Annotated in this window: 18 protein-coding genes; 11 read left to right on the forward strand and 7 right to left on the reverse strand. The window is 41.9% G+C overall.

The window, feature by feature from the left end; all coding sequences use genetic code 11:
- Positions 1–8: 8 nt before the first annotated feature.
- From A4U59_RS04360 to rlmH, 4 genes are all read left to right on the forward strand, one after another.
- Positions 9–806, forward strand: coding sequence for an MBL fold metallo-hydrolase (locus A4U59_RS04360; RefSeq protein ID WP_070120042.1), 798 nt, complete (start codon positions 9–11; stop codon positions 804–806).
- Between the two features lie 204 nt (positions 807–1,010).
- On the forward strand, positions 1,011–2,249 hold the full coding sequence (locus A4U59_RS04365) for a S1C family serine protease (protein ID WP_070120044.1): 1,239 nt from the start codon (positions 1,011–1,013) through the stop codon (positions 2,247–2,249).
- A gap of 28 nt (positions 2,250–2,277) precedes the next feature.
- Positions 2,278–2,556 carry a CxxH/CxxC protein gene (locus A4U59_RS22175; protein WP_245680492.1) on the forward strand — a complete coding sequence of 93 codons (279 nt, stop codon included), beginning with the start codon at positions 2,278–2,280 and terminating at the stop codon, positions 2,554–2,556.
- Positions 2,557–2,635: 79 nt separating this feature from the next.
- A complete protein-coding gene (gene rlmH / locus A4U59_RS04375; RefSeq protein ID WP_070120046.1) occupies positions 2,636–3,115 on the forward strand; it encodes a 23S rRNA (pseudouridine(1915)-N(3))-methyltransferase RlmH in 480 nt (159 codons plus the stop codon).
- A gap of 331 nt (positions 3,116–3,446) precedes the next feature.
- Here the strand turns inward: rlmH and A4U59_RS04380 are convergent, their stop codons facing one another.
- From A4U59_RS04380 to A4U59_RS04400, 5 genes are all read right to left on the reverse strand, one after another.
- Positions 3,447–4,058: a DUF421 domain-containing protein gene (locus A4U59_RS04380; RefSeq protein ID WP_070120048.1), complete on the reverse strand. Its 612-nt coding sequence runs from the start codon at positions 4,056–4,058 to the stop codon at positions 3,447–3,449.
- 63 nt (positions 4,059–4,121) lie between these two features.
- Positions 4,122–5,393 carry a chloride channel protein gene (locus tag A4U59_RS04385; protein WP_245680493.1) on the reverse strand — a complete coding sequence of 424 codons (1,272 nt, stop codon included), beginning with the start codon at positions 5,391–5,393 and terminating at the stop codon, positions 4,122–4,124.
- A gap of 183 nt (positions 5,394–5,576) precedes the next feature.
- Entirely contained in the window at positions 5,577–5,831 is a 255-nt protein-coding gene (locus A4U59_RS04390; RefSeq protein WP_070120051.1) for a DUF2642 domain-containing protein, read from the reverse strand.
- A gap of 249 nt (positions 5,832–6,080) precedes the next feature.
- Positions 6,081–7,502: a DUF4179 domain-containing protein gene (locus tag A4U59_RS04395; RefSeq protein WP_070120053.1), complete on the reverse strand. Its 1,422-nt coding sequence runs from the start codon at positions 7,500–7,502 to the stop codon at positions 6,081–6,083.
- Positions 7,471–8,034 carry a sigma-70 family RNA polymerase sigma factor gene (locus A4U59_RS04400; protein ID WP_070120055.1) on the reverse strand — a complete coding sequence of 188 codons (564 nt, stop codon included), beginning with the start codon at positions 8,032–8,034 and terminating at the stop codon, positions 7,471–7,473. Before A4U59_RS04400 ends, A4U59_RS04395 begins: the two co-directional genes overlap by 32 nt.
- Before the next feature lie 274 nt (positions 8,035–8,308).
- On the opposite strand from A4U59_RS04400, the gene A4U59_RS04405 reads away from it, so the two are divergent.
- Together A4U59_RS04405 and A4U59_RS04410 are read left to right on the forward strand one after the other, a co-directional pair.
- Complete coding sequence (locus A4U59_RS04405; protein WP_070120056.1) at positions 8,309–8,638, forward strand: PadR family transcriptional regulator; 330 nt, start codon at positions 8,309–8,311, stop codon at positions 8,636–8,638.
- A gap of 299 nt (positions 8,639–8,937) precedes the next feature.
- A complete protein-coding gene (locus A4U59_RS04410; RefSeq protein ID WP_070120057.1) occupies positions 8,938–9,912 on the forward strand; it encodes an AAA family ATPase in 975 nt (324 codons plus the stop codon).
- A 654-nt stretch (positions 9,913–10,566) separates the two neighbouring features.
- Here the strand turns inward: A4U59_RS04410 and A4U59_RS04415 are convergent.
- Entirely contained in the window at positions 10,567–11,292 is a 726-nt protein-coding gene (locus A4U59_RS04415) for a MerR family transcriptional regulator (RefSeq protein ID WP_070120058.1), read from the reverse strand.
- Between the two features lie 736 nt (positions 11,293–12,028).
- On the opposite strand from A4U59_RS04415, the gene A4U59_RS04425 reads away from it, so the two are divergent.
- Complete coding sequence (locus tag A4U59_RS04425; protein ID WP_070120061.1) at positions 12,029–13,549, forward strand: malate:quinone oxidoreductase; 1,521 nt, start codon at positions 12,029–12,031, stop codon at positions 13,547–13,549.
- A 77-nt stretch (positions 13,550–13,626) separates the two neighbouring features.
- Here A4U59_RS04425 and A4U59_RS04430 read toward each other — a convergent pair whose 3' ends face one another.
- Positions 13,627–14,517: a fructose bisphosphate aldolase gene (locus A4U59_RS04430; RefSeq protein ID WP_070120063.1), complete on the reverse strand. Its 891-nt coding sequence runs from the start codon at positions 14,515–14,517 to the stop codon at positions 13,627–13,629.
- 243 nt (positions 14,518–14,760) lie between these two features.
- On the opposite strand from A4U59_RS04430, the gene A4U59_RS04435 reads away from it, so the two are divergent.
- The 4 genes from A4U59_RS04435 to A4U59_RS04450 all read left to right on the forward strand — a co-directional run bounded on the left by A4U59_RS04435 (position 14,761) and on the right by A4U59_RS04450 (position 18,528).
- On the forward strand, positions 14,761–15,948 hold the full coding sequence (locus A4U59_RS04435; protein ID WP_070120065.1) for a hypothetical protein: 1,188 nt from the start codon (positions 14,761–14,763) through the stop codon (positions 15,946–15,948).
- Between the two features lie 184 nt (positions 15,949–16,132).
- Positions 16,133–17,083: a heme-dependent oxidative N-demethylase family protein gene (locus A4U59_RS04440; protein ID WP_070120067.1), complete on the forward strand. Its 951-nt coding sequence runs from the start codon at positions 16,133–16,135 to the stop codon at positions 17,081–17,083.
- Positions 17,080–17,538 (forward strand): dimethylamine monooxygenase subunit DmmA family protein, encoded by a 459-nt coding sequence (locus A4U59_RS04445; protein WP_070120069.1) that lies wholly within the window; start codon positions 17,080–17,082, stop codon positions 17,536–17,538. The genes A4U59_RS04440 and A4U59_RS04445 overlap by 4 nt, the downstream gene beginning before the upstream one ends.
- 27 nt (positions 17,539–17,565) lie before the next feature.
- A complete protein-coding gene (locus A4U59_RS04450) occupies positions 17,566–18,528 on the forward strand; it encodes a PDR/VanB family oxidoreductase (protein WP_070120070.1) in 963 nt (320 codons plus the stop codon).
- Positions 18,529–18,538 lie beyond the last annotated feature (10 nt).

Consider the following 18,538-nt stretch of genomic DNA (forward strand, 5'->3'; position numbering starts at 1 on the left):
AAGTATAAATGGGTTTACATTTCAGTGTTCTGGCCAGCGGCAGCTCCGGTAATGCATTTTATATCGGAACCGGCAAACAGAAACTGCTAGTCGATGCCGGACTAAGCGGCAAAAAAATGGAAGAACTGATGCGTCAGAGGCAAATCAATCCCGAAGAGCTTGACGGCATCCTAGTGACACATGAACACAGCGACCATATAAAAGGGCTCGGCATTCTTGCCCGGCGGTACAAGCTGCCGATTTACGCAAATGAAAAAACATGGCAGGCGATGGACAGCATGATCGGCAAAGTCGATACAGGCCAAAAGTTCGTCTTTGATATGGAGACGGTAAAAACGTTCGGCGATCTTGATGTCGAATCATTCGGCGTGTCCCATGATGCGGCGGAACCGATGTTTTATGTCTTTCATCATGAAGGAAAAAAAGTGTCGCTTGCCACCGACACCGGTTATGTAAGCGACAGGATTAAAGGAACGCTCCGTGATTCGGATATGATCATCTTTGAAGCGAATCATGACGTCGACATGCTGAGGATGGGCCGTTATCCGTGGAATGTGAAGCGAAGAATCTTAAGCGACGTCGGACACGTTTCAAATGAAGACGCTGCACTCGCCCTCGCTGATATAATTGGAGATAAGACAAAGCGTATTTATTTGGCTCATTTAAGTAAAGATAACAATATTAAAGATCTTGCCAGAATGTCGGTGGCCCAGACACTTGAACAAAAAGGCTTAGCCATTGGTGAACAACAGTTTGGCCTGTATGATACCGATCCGCAGGAACCGACTGAAATCATTACATTATAGGACCGGTTATCCCTGATTTGTAAAAAATGTTTTCATACTGAAAAGAAAAGGGAACAGAAAAGGAGACTTTTGTTCGGGCTTTGACATCCATTTGATACATTTTCCATTTATAATCATCAATGAGGAGCCAGGAAAAATGGCTTCGCAAGATCCAGCACAATTCATAAAATAATTCCCTCAAAAATGAAAGGATTGGTGCTTACAATGGGATATTATGATGATGAGTATGAGAACCGCAGAAGCAAACGGCGCGGCGGATGGTTCAAAGGACTGTTCGGTGTCATCATCGGTGCCCTTATCGTTCTTTTTTCCCTGCCGTTTCTGCTTGAATCAGGGATCGTACCGGGAGTCTCTGGACAACAAGACGAACCAATTGTCGGCAGCAGCGAGGAAAACGGCAATGATGAGATGCCATCGACCACACAGAATGTCAATGTTGATGTAAACACCGCTGTAACTGAAGCGGTTGATAAAGTGTCAGAAGCTGTAGTGGGTGTCGTAAACCTTCAGCAGGCCGATTTCTGGTCGCAGCAGGAAGGCGGCGAGACGCAGGAAGCAGGGACAGGTTCAGGCGTCATCTATAAAAAGGAAAATGGCGAAGCGTTTGTCGTCACGAATAATCACGTAGTCCAGGGCGCCAGCCAGATTGAAGTCAGCCTTGCCGACGGCACAAAAGTCCCGGCAGAAATGGTTGGAACCGACATTTTCACGGATCTTGCCGTTTTGAAGATGGATGCGGAACATGTTGAAAAAGTAGCTGAGTTCGGCAACTCGGAAAACCTGAAACCAGGTGAACCAGCGCTTGCCATCGGCAATCCGCTCGGACTTCGTTTTTCAGGATCCGTGTCCAAAGGAATCATCAGCGGCCTTGAACGTACAATTCCGGTTGATTTGAATGGGGACGGCACCCAGGACTGGCAGGCTGAAGTCATCCAGACGGATGCGGCGATCAACCCGGGTAACAGCGGCGGTGCCCTTGTCAATATCAACGGCCAGGTCATCGGAATCAATTCAATGAAGATTGCCCAGTCGGCGGTTGAAGGGATCGGACTTGCGATTCCGACGTCCACGGTCATCCCGATCATTGAACAGCTTGAGAAGAACGGGGAAGTAAAACGGCCATATATGGGTGTCAGCATCCGTTCTCTCAGCGAAGTGCCGAAATACCACTGGCAGGAAACATTAAAGCTTCCTGAAGATATCAAATCAGGTGTTTTTGTGGAAGGTGTCGTACCAATGTCCCCTGCAGGAAAAGCAGGCCTCAAGGAGCTTGATGTCATTACGGCGCTTGATGGCGAGCCAATTGAAAATGTACTGGATCTCCGACAATACCTGTATCAAGATAAACAGATTGGCGAGAAATTGGCGATTACGTTTTATCGGAACGGCAAGAAACAGACAACAGAAATGACGCTGGCAGAAGATCAGAATAGAGCACAATAAGAGCAAGGAGAAGCCTTCCAAGTAATGAATGGAAGGCTTTCTTTTTGAAGTTGATGAATTGTGGATAAAACGGGTAAAATGCATATGGAGAGACCGGAAGAAACATATCTACAACACGGTAAAGAAGGGAGCAACCGGGAACATGGTGATATATTGCTGCAACGATCATGTGGACAGAGCACTCGAAGGCGCACTGGATGTGGCGGACACCCCGCCTGAGTTCAACAAACTGGCTGAAGACAAGAAGTTATCCACAACCTGTGAATTCTGCTCTAATCCTGCATTGTATATGGTATCGAACGGGTGATCCTATACCATATGTGGACAGATATTGTGCATATGTGGATAAAATCTGTGGATAATCTGTGCGTAGAAAGGGGATAAGTGTGAACATCTCAATTATTACGGTTGGCAAACTGAAAGAAAAATATTTGAAGCAGGGTATCCAGGAATACGTGAAGCGCCTGCAGCCTTACACGAAAATGGAGATCATCGAGGTGCCTGATGAAAAAGCGCCTGAAAATTTAAGCGATGCGGAAATGCTCCAGGTGAAACAAAAAGAAGGCGAGCGCATCCTCCAAAAAATATCCCCTGACAGCCACGTAATCGCTCTAGCGATAGAAGGAAAGCAGGAAACAAGCGAACAATTCGCAAAAACCCTCGATAATCTTGCAACGTACGGCAAAAGTAAAGTCGCTTTTGTGATTGGCGGATCCCTCGGATTAAGTGAAGAAGTGATGAAGCGGGCGGACAGTTCGATGTCGTTTTCGAAAATGACGTTGCCGCACCAGCTGATGCGGCTGGTACTGGTTGAGCAGGTGTATCGGGCGTTTCGGATTAATCGGGGGGAACCGTATCATAAGTAAGGAGAAGATAAACTCAGCCGATGGTAATCTATGCCGTTTAGTTTTTAATAGGGTGACAATTGACATAACGAGACTGGACAATAACTAAATGGCCCGACTCCATAGACAAATAATTTCAGTTAAAAAATACATAAAAAAATCCGAACTATTGCGAAGCTCTATTTAGATTTTCGCAACATAGTTCGGATTTTTCTTTGACTAAAATACTTTTGTCCCAGCCTCGTTTGTCACCAAAAAGAAACCTGTAATCGAACAGACAATTTCCCTGAAATATCGCCGATGAACTTTAAAAATGATGTCTCCTTAATTGGGTGCCGTTTAGCGTTTACTCTTAATCCAAATTCTCTTTAGGTTTTTCTTTATGCTTTCTATTTTTAACTTCGTTAAATATGTTATTTGAGACACTTGGTTTCGTTTTTGATGTTTCATGTTGAGGATTGGATTGATTTGATTCAATCAATGATTTCAGCATTTGTATATCCTCTTTCGTAGCATATTGCTTATCAGATTTCAGCATATAACCTAACTGCCCGTTTGGTTCTATTGTCGCCCATTGTAAATCAGAGAAATGCTGGATGTTTTGCTGTCTCATTCGTACTTCAAGCATATCAACCGTTAAGCGCAGTTTTTTTAAATTGCTTTCATTAATTTGGCCGTTTTCGACTACTATAAGAGATTTTCCATATATGAAGGATTCTAGAGCATTCGACCTTAACACCACATACTCAATAGAAATAAGGGTAAGTACCATTAGAAAGGTAATCACCATTGTAATCCAGATGTTCCTGTCGCCAACAGGTTGAATAATCAATGATCCAACCGCTATCATCATGACAGTCTGAGCAACCGTAAGCTGTGAGATTGACTTTCTTCCAGCTAACCGCAAAATAAGGACTCCTCCAACCACGACGACAATTGCTTTCCATATGAAGTGAAAATCCACAAGCACCCCCCTTTCCGAACAATCAATTTTGTTTGGTGGATTTTTTCTTTTTTTCTATATTTTCTATGGTTTCTCCCTGGGGAAGATTATATAACCTGCTCTTAGGATCATATATTTTTTGAGAAGGCCATAGTCCGTGATGTCTGAAAATAGATAGCTGGCCAGACAGGCAACCAAAAAATACTCTAATCCTTTTCCGTCAAACATCTCCATTGCCAAAAGGAAAGCTGCCAAAGGGGTATTGGCACCTGCACAAAAGGCAGCAATTAATCCTAATCCAGCGAGAAAAGACATAGGTAAGTCGATAAATGTATGTAAAGTATTTCCCAGTGTCGCTCCTATGAAAAAGAGGGGGATGGCTTCCCCGCCAACAAATCCGCTGCCTAGAGTCACAGCAGTAAATATCAGTTTGGCCAGAAAAGCAAAAGGAGGGACTTCTTCCTGGAAAGATTGTTCAAGCATATCTAATCCCCGGCCATTATAGTCCTGTGAGCCAATCATTAGTGTTAATGCTGCAATGATGATTCCTCCAAAGAAGGCTCTTTTCATGTGATTTTTCTTGAATAGTTTCTCAGAGAAGTTTTGTATTCCGTGCCTCAACTGACAGTAGAAAACACTTATCAGGCTGAAAATCACAGATAAGAGAATAACTTTCAGAAACGTAATAATCGACACTTCAGGTACGCTTTGGATGATGAATTCTTCGTGTTTATGTCCCCAACCGGCGGTAGTTACATAATGGCCAACAAAGCTCGCCGTAAGACATGGAACGAGTGCTTCAAACTTCAATTTTCCTAATGCAGTCATTTCCATGCCAAATACAACGCCGGTTATGGGTGCCCCGAAGGCAGCGCCAAAACCAGCGCTTATTCCGCTCATCATTAGAGTTTTTGTGTCGAGTCTGTTCACTTTAAAGTATTTATTGACTGCCGCAGCTACACTTCCTCCCATTTGGACCGCTGCACCCTCCCTTCCCGTTGACCCGCCAAATAGGACGGTTATAAAAGTCCCGAGATAGACGATGGGACCCATTCTCCGCGGCACTTCTTTTTTTCCGTGAACGGAGTCGATCACGAGGTTATTTAATTCAGCAGTGTCATTCAAAGTATTATTCAGAATTACCTTTCCATAGTTCATGTATATGTATCCTATTACAATTCCTCCAAAGGGGAGAAAGAAGATAAGCCAATCTCTTTTTAACCGTATATCATCACCAAGATAATCGTTTATTTCTAAAAGGAAAGTGGTTGTCGAGCCAACGATTAAACCAATTATGCTTCCAAAGAAAACCCATTGGCCAAGAGTTGAAAAAAAGTTTTTATACGTTAGAAGCATCGACAATTCACCTCATTTCTAATCTAATGTGAATATCGCTTCTAGTTTTGCCCACTGTATTTAAATTATGAGGGACAGAGGACAGGCACCTTGTCCCCTTTTTGTTATAGGACAGTGGGCCTGTCCCTCTGCCCGCCCTTTGTCTTTAAGCTCGGGCTGTAGCTAATGAAATCATGGATAGGTTTAAGATTCAGGCATTATCCAAACGATTTCACGTAGGCGAACAAAGAATGTGGAATCATGCTCTTGAATGACAACATGATCAAGCTTTGTATCAACAACCATTCCACTAACGGAACCGCGTGTAGTATCAAGAACCGCTCTTTTTCCTATTAGACTGCGCAGGGCTTCATATACGAAAGGTTCTATGACAATAACTTGCACCGGTCCATTTTGTGTTATTTGCGGATTCATGCGATAGGCATACATAGGGTTCATTCTTTTTCCTCCAAAGTACGTGCTGTTTTACCTTATCAATTTATGACAGTATAGCTTGACTTGTTCCGAGAGCCATTATTTTCATGAATGATTCGTTCAAAGAGAATATATAAGAAGTCTGTTGGAGAATGTATGAACCAATTTTGGAGGAGATTATCCAAACACCAAAGAAGACAAGGGACAGGCACCTTGTCCCGGTTTTTGTTATGGGACAGTGGCCTCGACCTGTCCCTCTGCCCCCCCTAAACATCATTTACCTAATTCAATTTTAATTGGTTCCATTTCAATAGGTGTGTTGCTACTTAAAGTTCCAAACGGAACCATTAAAGAGTAGTCCTTTATATTAAATCCAACTGAGTTTTCAATAGTAAAAACAGATCGGAAATGTAGATTATCATCACCCGTTTCTTTTGCTTGATTACTTCGAATGCGATGCTCAAGCATTTGTTTCATATCCAACTCTCCACTTTCACTTTCACGTATTTTATCAGATTTTATAATCATGATGAAATCAGCAAAGTTTTGAATAATATCTTTCCTGAAGTCTTTTGTTTCCACATTCTGGACATTGTAATTTAAAATAACTTGATTTCCATTTTGCTCTATATTGTTTACACGTATTTTATAATCAAACCTTTTACTATCAACAATAAAAGGAGTGTTCTTTTCCAAAGAGCTTAGTGCCTCTTGTTCGTGCCTTCTGATTTCAGGTTGAATTGTTAAATACTTAGTGTTTTCTTTTATTTTGCTGTTAAATAACTCTCGAACATCTTTTACTACAACATCATTGTTTTGTTCTGCTGATAATACATCTGCACGGTTTTTTGATAATCTATTACCTTCATTATCAAATACAGTTATATTGATATCATCATTTTTTCCTACTAACGGCAATGTTGTTTTGTATTTTAAGAATGTAGTTGCTTTTCCTTTAATAACCGATTCCACCTGAATAGAATAATCCTTAAAAATACTTTTACCTTCTGTAGTAACTGTTTCGGAAGGAATTTGTTTAACAGGAATGTCAAACTTCCAAATACCTTTTACGCCAGTAATAGAGGTGAAAGTTAGAGGAAGAGTATAATTTTCAGGTAAATCAGCATCGGGATTATAAAATTCCATAGCAGCAATATACCCATCATCTGACTTTTCCAATTGAGTCATAGTAGAAGACCATTGTTCTTGTTCGTTACCGTTAAACAGGTGAAAACTATATCCATATTCAGTCTCAGGTCCTTTATCGCCAATTTTATTTAAAGCTATACTGTCGCTATCGGCCTTAAAGGTTATACCGATTACATTTCCATCATAATAAGCACTTGTAATTGTCATATTTATTCCATTACTTTTTGCTTCTTCATTAAGTTGGGTGATTAAATTGCTTTCTAGCAATTCATGTCCGATTTGCAAACTGAATTTATCATAAATTGAACCTATTATTGGTACAGATGCTAAAACATTGGTTATGGGTGCAAATATTAAACCTGACGCAAGAAAGGCAGATGCAGCAATGGATGAAACAGTTCCAATCATTTTAATTCGTGGCATTCTTCCTGATCCTTTTTCTTTTCGCCCTTTTTTTATCCCGCTATTAATTGCATCGAAAACTTCACTTTGAGGGAACTCGATTTCACTGATTTCATTTTTGAGATGCTGTTTGTTCATATTCATTCATCCCTCCCAAGATTTTTTTCAATTCAATTTTTGCCCGTCGAAGATTTGTTTTCACTGTATTCTCTGACATTTCAAGGGTCTCTCCAATACAGCGAATCGGTAAATCATGATAGTAAAATAAAATAATAACCGTTTGATAATCCTGATTTAATTTAGTGATTGCATTTACCAGGTCAATTTTCCCTTCAATATCAAGTCTGCTTTCTGTCTTATAGTTGTTCAGAAGGGTGTCATCTAAGACAACTCTCTTTTTTTTCCTAAGAAAGTCATACGCAGTGCGGATTAATATTTTCGTTAGCCAAGAATTAAAGAACTCAGGCTGTTTCACTTGTTCTATTGATACAAATGCTTTATAGATTGTTTCCTGGAGTACATCCAAAGCATCCTCTTTATTCCGTACATAAAGAAAGGCTGTTTTATACAATTTCTCACTTTCTTTTTTAACAAGCTTTTCAAAAGCTTTAACATTGCCATTTATTGCTTTTTTAACAAGATCTATATTATTATCCAAATCAATGCCTCCTTTCATTTGTTAGAGCAGTCATCGGATAAAAAAGTTTCAAGTGATTTACCTTTTAATGGCGTTTCTATTCAAGTTCAAATATTGTTTTATGAAGTTCGGTGAACAGTAACTTGCAAACAGATTAAAATTTTAAATTTCCAAAAAGATCAGTTATTTAAAGAGAACCCAAGCGGGGCTATTATTATTGGAACTATTTTCAATTATACCTTGTAATACAAGATAGTAAAAATTATAATGAAAATATATCTTGTATTACAAGGTATTGGAAGGAGTAAATATTGTGGCAGATACAACTCAAATGTTAAAAGGAATATTAGATGGGTGTCTTCTCGCAATCATTAAAGATGGAGAAATCTATGGATACGAATTAGCGGCGAGGCTGGAGTCTTATGGGTTTAACTCATTCAGTGAAGGCACCATTTATCCTTTACTACTTCGAATGCAAAAGGAAGGATTAGTTCGTGCTACTTTAAGAAAGTCAACGGCCGGACCTAAAAGAAAATATTACTCATTAACAGAAAAGGGGGAACAAGAGCTGAAGTTATTTATCAAGCGTTGGGACCAGTTAAGCTTAACTGTTAATAATGTTCTAAATAAAAAGAAGTTGTAAAAAACATCCTTTCTAAAGAGTCTGAACAGTTTTTGATCGAACTTCGCTTTTTTTAAATTTCAAGGCTGTGTTAAAGCTCAATGTTGATTTTTTACACTAGTTGATTGGAGTGGAAGGTGCGAGACTCCTGCGGGACTAGCGGGACAGGTGAGACCCCGCAAGAGCGATAGCGATGAGGAGGCTCACCGCCCGCCCCGCGGAAAGCGAGTACCTGCAACGGAAATCAACACTAGCGTTTAACAGGTGAAACTGTTCGTTTATTTGAAATACACCATACCTTGAGACAAGGAGATACAGTTATGATTAACACAAAACTAATTTTGATTGACGGGATAACAGGTTCAGGCAAATCAACCACCGCTCAGTTCCTGGCAAACCAGTTAAGGAACAATGGGATTAAAGTTAAGTGGTATCATGAAGAAGAAGATAACCATCCCCTGAATTATGAAGAAGACATAGAGGTTTTTACTTCACAGGCTGAGTTAGAGGCGTTTTTAGAGGAAACCCCGAAGATATGGCGGGAATTTGCCAAGCATGTCAGCGAATCTGATCAGGTACATATTATTGAGAGCTTCATTTTGCAAAATACCGTTAGGCTCCTTTTCCAAAATAATTTAGGAGAAGAGCGGATCAGAGACTTCACGCAGGAGATTGAAGAGATCATCCGTCCACTGAATCCTGCCCTGATTTATTTCTATCAGGAGAATGCTGAACAGTCGATTCGGAAGGTCTGGAAACGCCGGGGACCAGGCTGGAAAAAATGGTTTGTTGATTTAGACATCCTCACTCCTTATGTTAAGAAAAGCGGTTTAGCAGGAGAGACAGGAGTGATTAAACTCTGGTCAGAATATCAAAACTTCACCAATCGTCTTGTTGAGAATTACAAGTTTACTAAATTATCCATTGAAAACTCAGAAGGAAACTGGGATGAATACCGTCAACGGATTTTAGAATTCTTAGACGTAAACTTTGTTAGAAGTAATCCAGATCTGACTTCAGAAGAGAATATAAGATATTGCGGGACTTATAGAGACCAGGAAGGCGAAGTAGAATGCACTATCAAAATTTTGAATGGCAATCTTGTCTGTGATTTAATCTGGCCGGATATTAAAATTTTACCTGTCAAAGAAGGGGATAATCTTCATTTCTATATAGAATCGTTTCCCGTTTTGGTTACTTTTACAGAAAATCAAGAGGGTTCCATATATGAACTTAACTTAAGCGGCAGCAGAAAAAGTTTAGATGGAAAAACCTTATATAAGGCAAAAAAATGATGATACATATCATAAAATAATGAGTGGAATTGGTTATTGCTAAATGAAAAATAAATAAATTGTAGATATTTTGAAAGAGGCTGGGACATAAGTATTTCAGATCATGATAAACCCGAACGGTCAGGTAAGATTTCATTGAATCTTTCGCCTGGCCGTTCGGGTCTTTATTTACTCTCTTTTTAATTTTACATACTATTTTTAACAACGAGTGGAATGGAGCGGAGGACACTCGACTCCTCGAAAATAAAAACCCATTTTCTTCGTGCGGTGTTATTTCAAGGCTGTGTTAAAGCTCAATGTTGACTTTTTCACTAGTTGATTGGAGTGGAAGGTGCGAGACTCCAGCGGGACTAGCGGGACAGGTGAGACCCCGCAGGAGCGGAAGCGAGTACCTGCAACGGAAATCAACACTAACGTTTAACAGAGCCTATTTCAAAGAAGCTATTTCAAAGCTCAGCTTCCTCCCCGTGGAAAGCGAGTGTCCGCAGCGCAATGGAACGAACTTGTTTTTTCAGCTTAACTGATTAGTCGTGAACTAAGTTGACTATATATTGTTCGTTTCTAAGCACACCTATTGGTTATGTCCCAACCTCTTCATTAAGACACCTTTTGTTGTTTTATCTCTATTAAGACGACATACATTTTTTTCTTATATTATTTGTGTGTGTCTGCATAGACTGCCATGGCATCGCGCATGAATGCCGCTAAGCCTTCACCGAATCTATCAATGTTTTTCGTGAAGCGCTCATCATCTACATACATTTGGCCTAATCCCTTGAAGGCCTCAGGGGAGTAGTTCCTCATTTTGTTTAAGAACTGATACCATTTTTTAATTCCTTCTTGAGCCTCTTTGGAATCAGGTGAGAGATTGCGAATGGCGGCCAGGTTACGATAGATTTCGTTAAATTTTTCTTGATCAACAACAGTCAGGTTTTTGGCTTTTTCATTCGCTTCATCGACTGCTTTATCACCCCACTTTTCTCTTGCTTCTTGTTCATATGGATTATGGCTAAAATCAAAGCCTTCGAATTTTTCTGGATTTGACATTTGTATCTCTCCTTTCGATTGTTGAATGGTTTTTTCAATCGTCCCGATCATCTTATCGAGCCGGCGCTTTTTTTCTAGAAGCATTTTATGCTGCATTTCCAGTGCTTCTTGCCGGTCAAATGATGGACTATCAAGAATTTTTTTGATTTTCTTTAAAGGGAAGCCAAGTTCTTTAAAAAATAATATTTGCTGCAAGGTTTCGAGATTCTCGTCAGTGTATGCACGATAACCAGCCTCATTGGTTTTCTCCGGGATTAATAATCCAATTTCATCATAATGGTGTAGTGTGCGCACACTAATTCCCACTAAATCAGCAACTTCCTTCACTTTCATCTTGTTTCGCTCCCTTCACTAGTTACTATAAAGTATTCCGTAACGTGAGAGTCAATAAGAATAATGAACGTTTTATTTTTTATATGACCGTCAGTTTGATAGGTAGGGTGTACGGTATCATATGTTAATGATCGGATCCTTTAAGTTTAGTGTGAATTCCGTCAAGAGCCAGCAGAGGCTAGACTATTGAATCTGACCTTTTTTACACGCATAACAAATAGGTGGTTAAACGCCTAACCTTCAAGGACAGTAATGGAAAAATTTCATGATCCGTGAAGTAAGATATTGGCAAATGTTATATTATAAAAATGAATAAGGGAATTAAAAGTGAAAATCGAAGCTTTTAGAAGAGAATCTAAAGAACTTTATATTATATATTGAGAGATATATAGATCAGAGATTGGTGAGTCCTTCCTATCTAGTTTTTCCAATAAATGACGCAAGCTTATCATAAGGAAAAATAATCAAATAGGCATTACCGGCCTACTTATTTAAACCCATGTCCAACTCAAAGACATGGGTTTTATCGTATTTATTAACTTTGTACACGTTTTCACTATTTACCACTTTAAAATAGTTAAAAAATATACGATAATAGAAGTTGTGAAAACCTATACATTCTATCAGCCGTGATAAGGCAATAAAAGTGTATTCCCTGGCATCCCCTTGCTTTTTATGACACATAAGCAGGAGTGCCCGCTCTTTTTAAAAATTTCAGGTGATAAGGAAGGTTATAATGAGCAGTATTCAAAAGGAAACAGACGTTATCTTAATTGGGGCCGGAATCATGAGTGCGACTTTGGGATCATTATTGAAAGAAGTGGCACCGGAATGGGAAATCAAAGTGTTTGAGAAACTACCAAACGCGGCACAAGAGAGCTCTAACGAATGGAACAATGCAGGTACTGGCCATTCCGCACTGTGCGAGCTTAACTACACACCCGAAAAGCCTGACGGAACGATTGATATCAAGAAAGCAATAAACGTAAATCAGCAGTTTCAGCTATCAAGGCAGTTTTGGTCTTACCTTGTCAACAGCAGCCTGATTCATGACCCGCAGAAGTTTATCAGGCCGCTGCCCCATGTCAGTTTCGTACAGGGTGAAGAGAATGCAGCCTTTTTGAAAAAACGTTTTAAAGCGCTGTCAAGCAATCCATTGTTTGAAGGAATGGAGTTTTCCGATGATCCTGAAAAACTTAAGGAATGGCTTCCTCTTATGATGGAAGGCCGTGCATCGGATGAACCGATAGCGGCAACGAAAATTGATTCCGGTACCGATGTCAACTTCGGTGCGTTGACACGCATGTTATTTAATCATTTAACGAATAAAAACGTCCAAATAAACTATAAGCATAGTGTCAAAGATATTAAGAGGGCCGGCGATGGATTATGGGAAGTGAAAGTGCAGGATCTTGACAGCGGCATCACCGAAACCCATACTTCAAAATTCGTTTTTATCGGCGCGGGGGGCGGAAGTCTGCCTTTACTGCAAAAAAGCGGTATTCCTGAGTCCAAACAAATCGGCGGCTTTCCGGTAAGCGGACTGTTCATGGTATGCAGCAATCCGGAAGTTGTCGCGAAGCATCAAGCAAAAGTGTACGGAAAGGCAAAGGTTGGTGCACCGCCGATGTCTGTGCCGCATCTTGATACGAGATATATCGACAATAAAAAAACATTGCTGTTCGGGCCGTTTGCGGGATTTTCACCGAAGTTTTTAAAGTCCGGTTCGAATTTTGACTTGGTCGGTTCTGTTAAACCGAATAATATGATGACGATGCTGATGGCCGGGGTAAAAGAAATGCCGTTGACAAGATATTTGATTCAGCAAGTGTTGTTATCGAAGGAGAAGCGCATGGAAGAATTGCGGGAGTTTATTCCTGACGCCAAAATCGAGGATTGGGATATCGTCGTAGCGGGTCAGCGTGTGCAAGTGATCAAGGATACTGACGCCGGCAAAGGAACACTCCAGTTTGGCACGGAAGTCGTTTGTTCTGCAGATGGCTCGATTGCTGGACTGCTCGGTGCTTCTCCGGGTGCTTCCACCGCTGTGAACGTAATGCTTGAAGTGCTGGAAAATTGCTTCCCGCTCCAGATGGCAGAGTGGGAAACAAAAATTAAGGAAATGATCCCGTCCTACCGTGTTTCTTTAGTGGACAACCCTGAGCTTTTCAAAGAGCTTCATGCTTATACAGCGCAGACGCTTGGCCTAAGCCCGAAAGAACAGGCCAAAGAGCGGACCCTTGTCCATTCGATGTAAAACAAGCCGGAGCGGCGATATACCACCATAAAATGAAACGAGCCCTGATGCAGGGCTCGTTTTTTTGGCAGTGCCTATTATTTTTTATTTACAGAAGCATCATAGATCGAATCTACGGCCTTCTGCAGCTTCTCGTTGAATTCTTCGTCTGATTGATTGGCGTTCAAGTCTGAGGCAAGCGCACGGGAGAAGCTTGCAATCATGCCGTCGTTCTCTTTCAATTTCTCATTGGCTTCTTCGCGGGAATAGCCGCCGGAAAGGGCGACAACCCGAACGACGCGCGGATGGTCGATGAGTTCTTTATACAAGTTGGCTTTTGTTGGGATGGTCAGCTTCAGCATCACGTTTTGATCTTCGGATAGATCGTCCAGGTGTTTCTGGATTTCCTGCTTCAAGATATCCTCGCATTGTTCCTTGTTTTCACTGTGAATGTTCACTTCCGGCTCAATGATCGGAACAAGGCCGGCAGCAACGATGCGTTTCCCGATGTCGAATTGCTGAGCCACGACCGCTTTGATGCCTTCCTCGTTCGGTTCATGAACGACAGAACGCATTTTGGTGCCGAAAATATTCCGTTCGTTGGCGCGGCGCAGCGTTTCATCAAGGCCAGGGTTCGGTTTCATGAGCTGGACGCCATTTTCCTGGTCGGCGAGGCCTTTGTCCACCTTCAGGAAAGGCACAATGCCTTTATCAGCAAGGTAGTCGGCGGTGTACTGCCCTTCGATTTCGCGGTCCATCGTCTGTTCGAACAGGATGGCGCCGAGAATGCGGTCGGAATTGAAGGCAGGGGATGTGATGATCCTTGTCCTCATTTCATGTACCAGATCGAACATTTCATCTTCACCGTTATAGGAATCTTCCGGTACACCGTACGCCGCCAACGCTTTCGGCGTGCTCCCGCCGCTCTGGTCGAGTGCAGCGATAAATCCTTTTCCGTTTTTCATTTTGTCAAACTGGTTTTGGTTCATGCATTCCACTCCTTTTTCAGTATTCGAAAAAACATCCACCTTTTATTTTCCCATTATTCGGCCATCTTTAAAACCGTATATTTTAAATAGTTCCTATGATGGTCATGACCCATGGCAGTAAACCTTCCAGATATGCCTGTTAAACAGGGTGGATGGCACGTGATTTTCGACAAAATCCGAGCAGTGACAGGCACCTGTCGGTATATAATGGTAAGCAGAACCTAAATGAAAAGGAGCCGTCCGATGAGGTTTCTGATTGAGTATAAAGATTTCAAAACGAAAGAGACAAACAATGTGTCGCTGCACTTGCTTGATACATTTTTAAATGAACACCTTATCGGCACATTTCATGGACATACCTATGAATGCATCCTGATCCGGTTTGTCACTAATGCTCCCCCAACGAGGAAACTGAAGCTGAAATCCCTTTATAATACGATTGCCGAAGTAGAAGTGAACGGGGATTTCAACGGTTCAAGCGGGCTGGATATAGAGGATTTCAGGCAGGGGTTATTCAAAGCGGAAGAAGCCATTAAAAGGGTGCCCCTTATCGAACGTAAAGAACCGATGGATTTTCAGCAAGCAAAACTTCTTGATGATTATAAACATGCAATTGAACATGCGCCAAAGACAAGGGAAGAGCTCGTTCAATATGCACAACATGAACAAAACACGAGGTTTGGAAACCAGGCCAAAAGGGCGGATTGTTTATTGTACAGCTATTCAATTAATCCCCGTCCGTTAACCCGAAAGTTAACGGGAATCCGCATCTACAGCCAATTTGAAAAGGGGGCGCTGGCTCCATTCGATTTTATCTATTCAGCTATATTCAGTAATTTATTAAGAAGGGCTAATGTGCTGCTTCCCAATTATGATGAAATATATATCAATATTGCTGAAACGATGGAACAGGCAAAACAGGAAATCGCCTTGGAAACCTGGCACAAATATACGTATTCTACGCTGGACTTGTCCACGTACCTATCTTCTGATGATGAAGTGAAATCACAGATGCTGTTCAACAGTATTTGCGCTGGGCTGAGATTAATTGCGGAAATTGATGACTTAGAATCGGAAAAAATCGAGGAAGTTATTACTCTTGTTAAAAACAATGGACCGGATATGGAATTGACCTATGCTTCCAAACAAAATAAGAACTATTTGGCAGAGGTCATCTATAACGTTCCAAAGAGCCATCTCAATAAAGCAGAATACAAGCTTAGGGTTACCGAGTTGAAATCGGGGAAATCAGGTGTTGCCCATATCGACTTCATCGATACATATTGGGCACCATACAGTTTTGGAAAGATATCCATTAAAAAAGATGAGATTATCATAAAGGGAAGGGAAAGCTTGAGGGCAGAAATATCCAGGGAAGCAGATAACCTCCCTGATGAGTATCTATTTAAAATTTCCGATATGATTTTGTAAAAGGACTATTCAACTTCTGTCGCCTGGTAAAAACCAGGCGTTTTTATGTAGAAAAGGTGAGAGGGATGGATAGATTTGCATAAGGATCAGTCCTTTACTGACTGCAAATAAACCATGCGGCATTACTATCCTACTATTTTTTGTTATAGTAGAAGTATATGAAAAATTCTGAAAAGGTGAATCTATGAAATTACAAGATGATTTTCAATCCTTTCCATATCCCTTTAAAGACAGTGACGTCTACAGATACTCCAACAACGCGGTTCCGCTAGATCCTCCACAAGCGATAGAGTTGACAGACAAGTACCTGGATGAAATCCGCCTGAAACGAGAGCTGCTGACAAAGCACCCGGAACGCTGCTATCAATCATTGCCACATACAATTGAGGCACAATGGGAAATTGTCGATCTCGTTATTCATCAACTCGTTTTTTATTATCCTGAAAAATTCAATTTAGAAAAAAAGGGTGACCGCTGGACGTTTACAAGCGTCCAGACAAATGAAACCGCTGTCTTCACTTTCGGTGACAGTACAACCCTTGAAGAAGAGCCTCTGGATTTTATCGGCCGCCATGTACAGGAAGATGTGATCCTGATGATGGAACGGGACGGCGACTTGTTTTTGGATGCCGGGCAGCTCTGTTTTCCGGCGAATTGGTCGCTTTATTTCGACCTCGGCATGAACTTTAAAGAAATTCATACCCCGATCCCCGGATTTCAGGCCGATGCCCTTGATGACCGCATCCTGCAGTTTTTAATGCGGCTGGAGGCCGGGACGCCGTGGTGGAGGAAGAATTGGTCACTCATGGCCGGGAACCGGCTCGATACGTCCCTTGAAACCTTCTCCAAATGGGGGAAGGCCCGCAGGCAGGTGACAAAGGAAAATGCCGGTGAGCTTGTCCATTTCAGGGTGGAAGTGCAAAAGCTGTTCCGCCTTCCAAAAAGCAATGGCATTTTATTTACCATTCATACACACACGATGCCATTGGAAACGTTCATCCAGCATACGCCCTGGCTGGAGCAATTTTATGCGATTCTTCAGGAGCTCCCTGATTTCATCGCTGACTACAAAGGGATCGGCCTGTTTCGGCAGCAGGTGCTTGACTATCTTGCAGAGGAAGTGGAAAAGAGATGAGTCAGGTCCAGGCAGAGCTTTCACTCAAGAAGGGGAAAAGGAAGTATTTATTTTGCGCTGATGAAAAGGGGGCGGAAGTTCTCAATGCCCTCATTCCTCAAGCTGAAGAAGAACATGTCCCATTTGAAATTAAGACAATCGGACACGAATCCGATTCCTCCCTGAATCACTGGTTCAGCCAGCAAAAAATGGGCACGTATTTATATGTATCGGGGACGCAGGGCTTTGTGAACCGGATACAAAAACTTGCCCTTGAAGCCGGTTTTTCAGAACAGGAAATGCAGGTGAACGTGCTTGGGGCTATAAAAAAGCAGGTCATTTGCAGTAAATGCCACGGGGTGAATGAGGCGGAGGATGAACAGAATATCACATGCAGCCAATGCGGCATCGAACTCGAGGTTTCCAGCCATTTTTCGCGCCGGTTGGGAGGCTATCTTGGCTATACCACAATATGATCATTCAGCAATAGGGAGGGCATTCACTTGCAGCAAAATCCAAAAATAGAAGTACGAGTAAAAAATATAATAGAAGAGACCTCCGCTGTTAAACGATTCACCCTTGAAGCCATTGACAGCTCCCCGCTCCCGCCTTTCAGCGGCGGTTCGCATATTACAGTTTTCTTGCCGCATTCCTCGGGTACACTTGAACGGCACTATTCGCTTTTTAATACGACGGCTGAACGGGGGCTGTTTGAGATTGCGGTCCGGCTGTCAGAAGACTCGGCTGGCGGCTCAAGGTTCATGCACGAAAATGTTAAAAAAGGGGATGTACTCTCTGTCAGCTGGCCGAAAAATCATTTTCAACTAAGTTTCCAGGCAAAACATCATGTATTTTATGCAGCCGGCATCGGCATAACCCCATTTTTATCCATGATGGCAGAGCTCGCCGAAAAAAGAGGTTCCTTTGAGCTGCATTACGCGGCAAAAACCAAGGAGCAGTGCGCTTTTTATGACTATTTGCGCAAGAACTATCCGAATCAATGCCGTTTTTATTTTTCAAGGGAAGAGGACGGAAAACGGTTGTCGCCGACTCAGCTTTCGGACCATCGGATCGGTACTCATGTTTATTTTTGCGGCCCTGAGACCATGATAGACGAGTTTTCAAAAACAGCGGCAGCCTATGGATATCCATCCTTCAACGTTCATTTTGAGCGGTTTGCTCCGCCGCCGATAAAGGAACGGCATCCGTTCCAGGTGAAACTGCAAAGGAGCGGCGGGCAGCTTGAGGTTCCAGCGGATACTTCCCTGCTCGAAACGCTTCATCAAAACGGAGTCGATATCCCTTACTCCTGCCGTGCAGGCGGCTGCGGGACGTGTGAAGTGAAGGTGGAAGAGGGGGAAATTATTCATTATGATTCGTTTCTGACAGAAGAACAGCAAAGATCACAGCAAAGGATGCTAAGCTGTGTTTCACGGGGGAAAGGCCGGCTGGTGTTGGATGTTTGATATCCGATGA

The sequence above is a fragment of the Bacillus marinisedimentorum genome, assembly GCF_001644195.2.
GTDB lineage: Bacteria > Bacillota > Bacilli > Bacillales > Bacillaceae_O > Bacillus_BL > Bacillus_BL marinisedimentorum.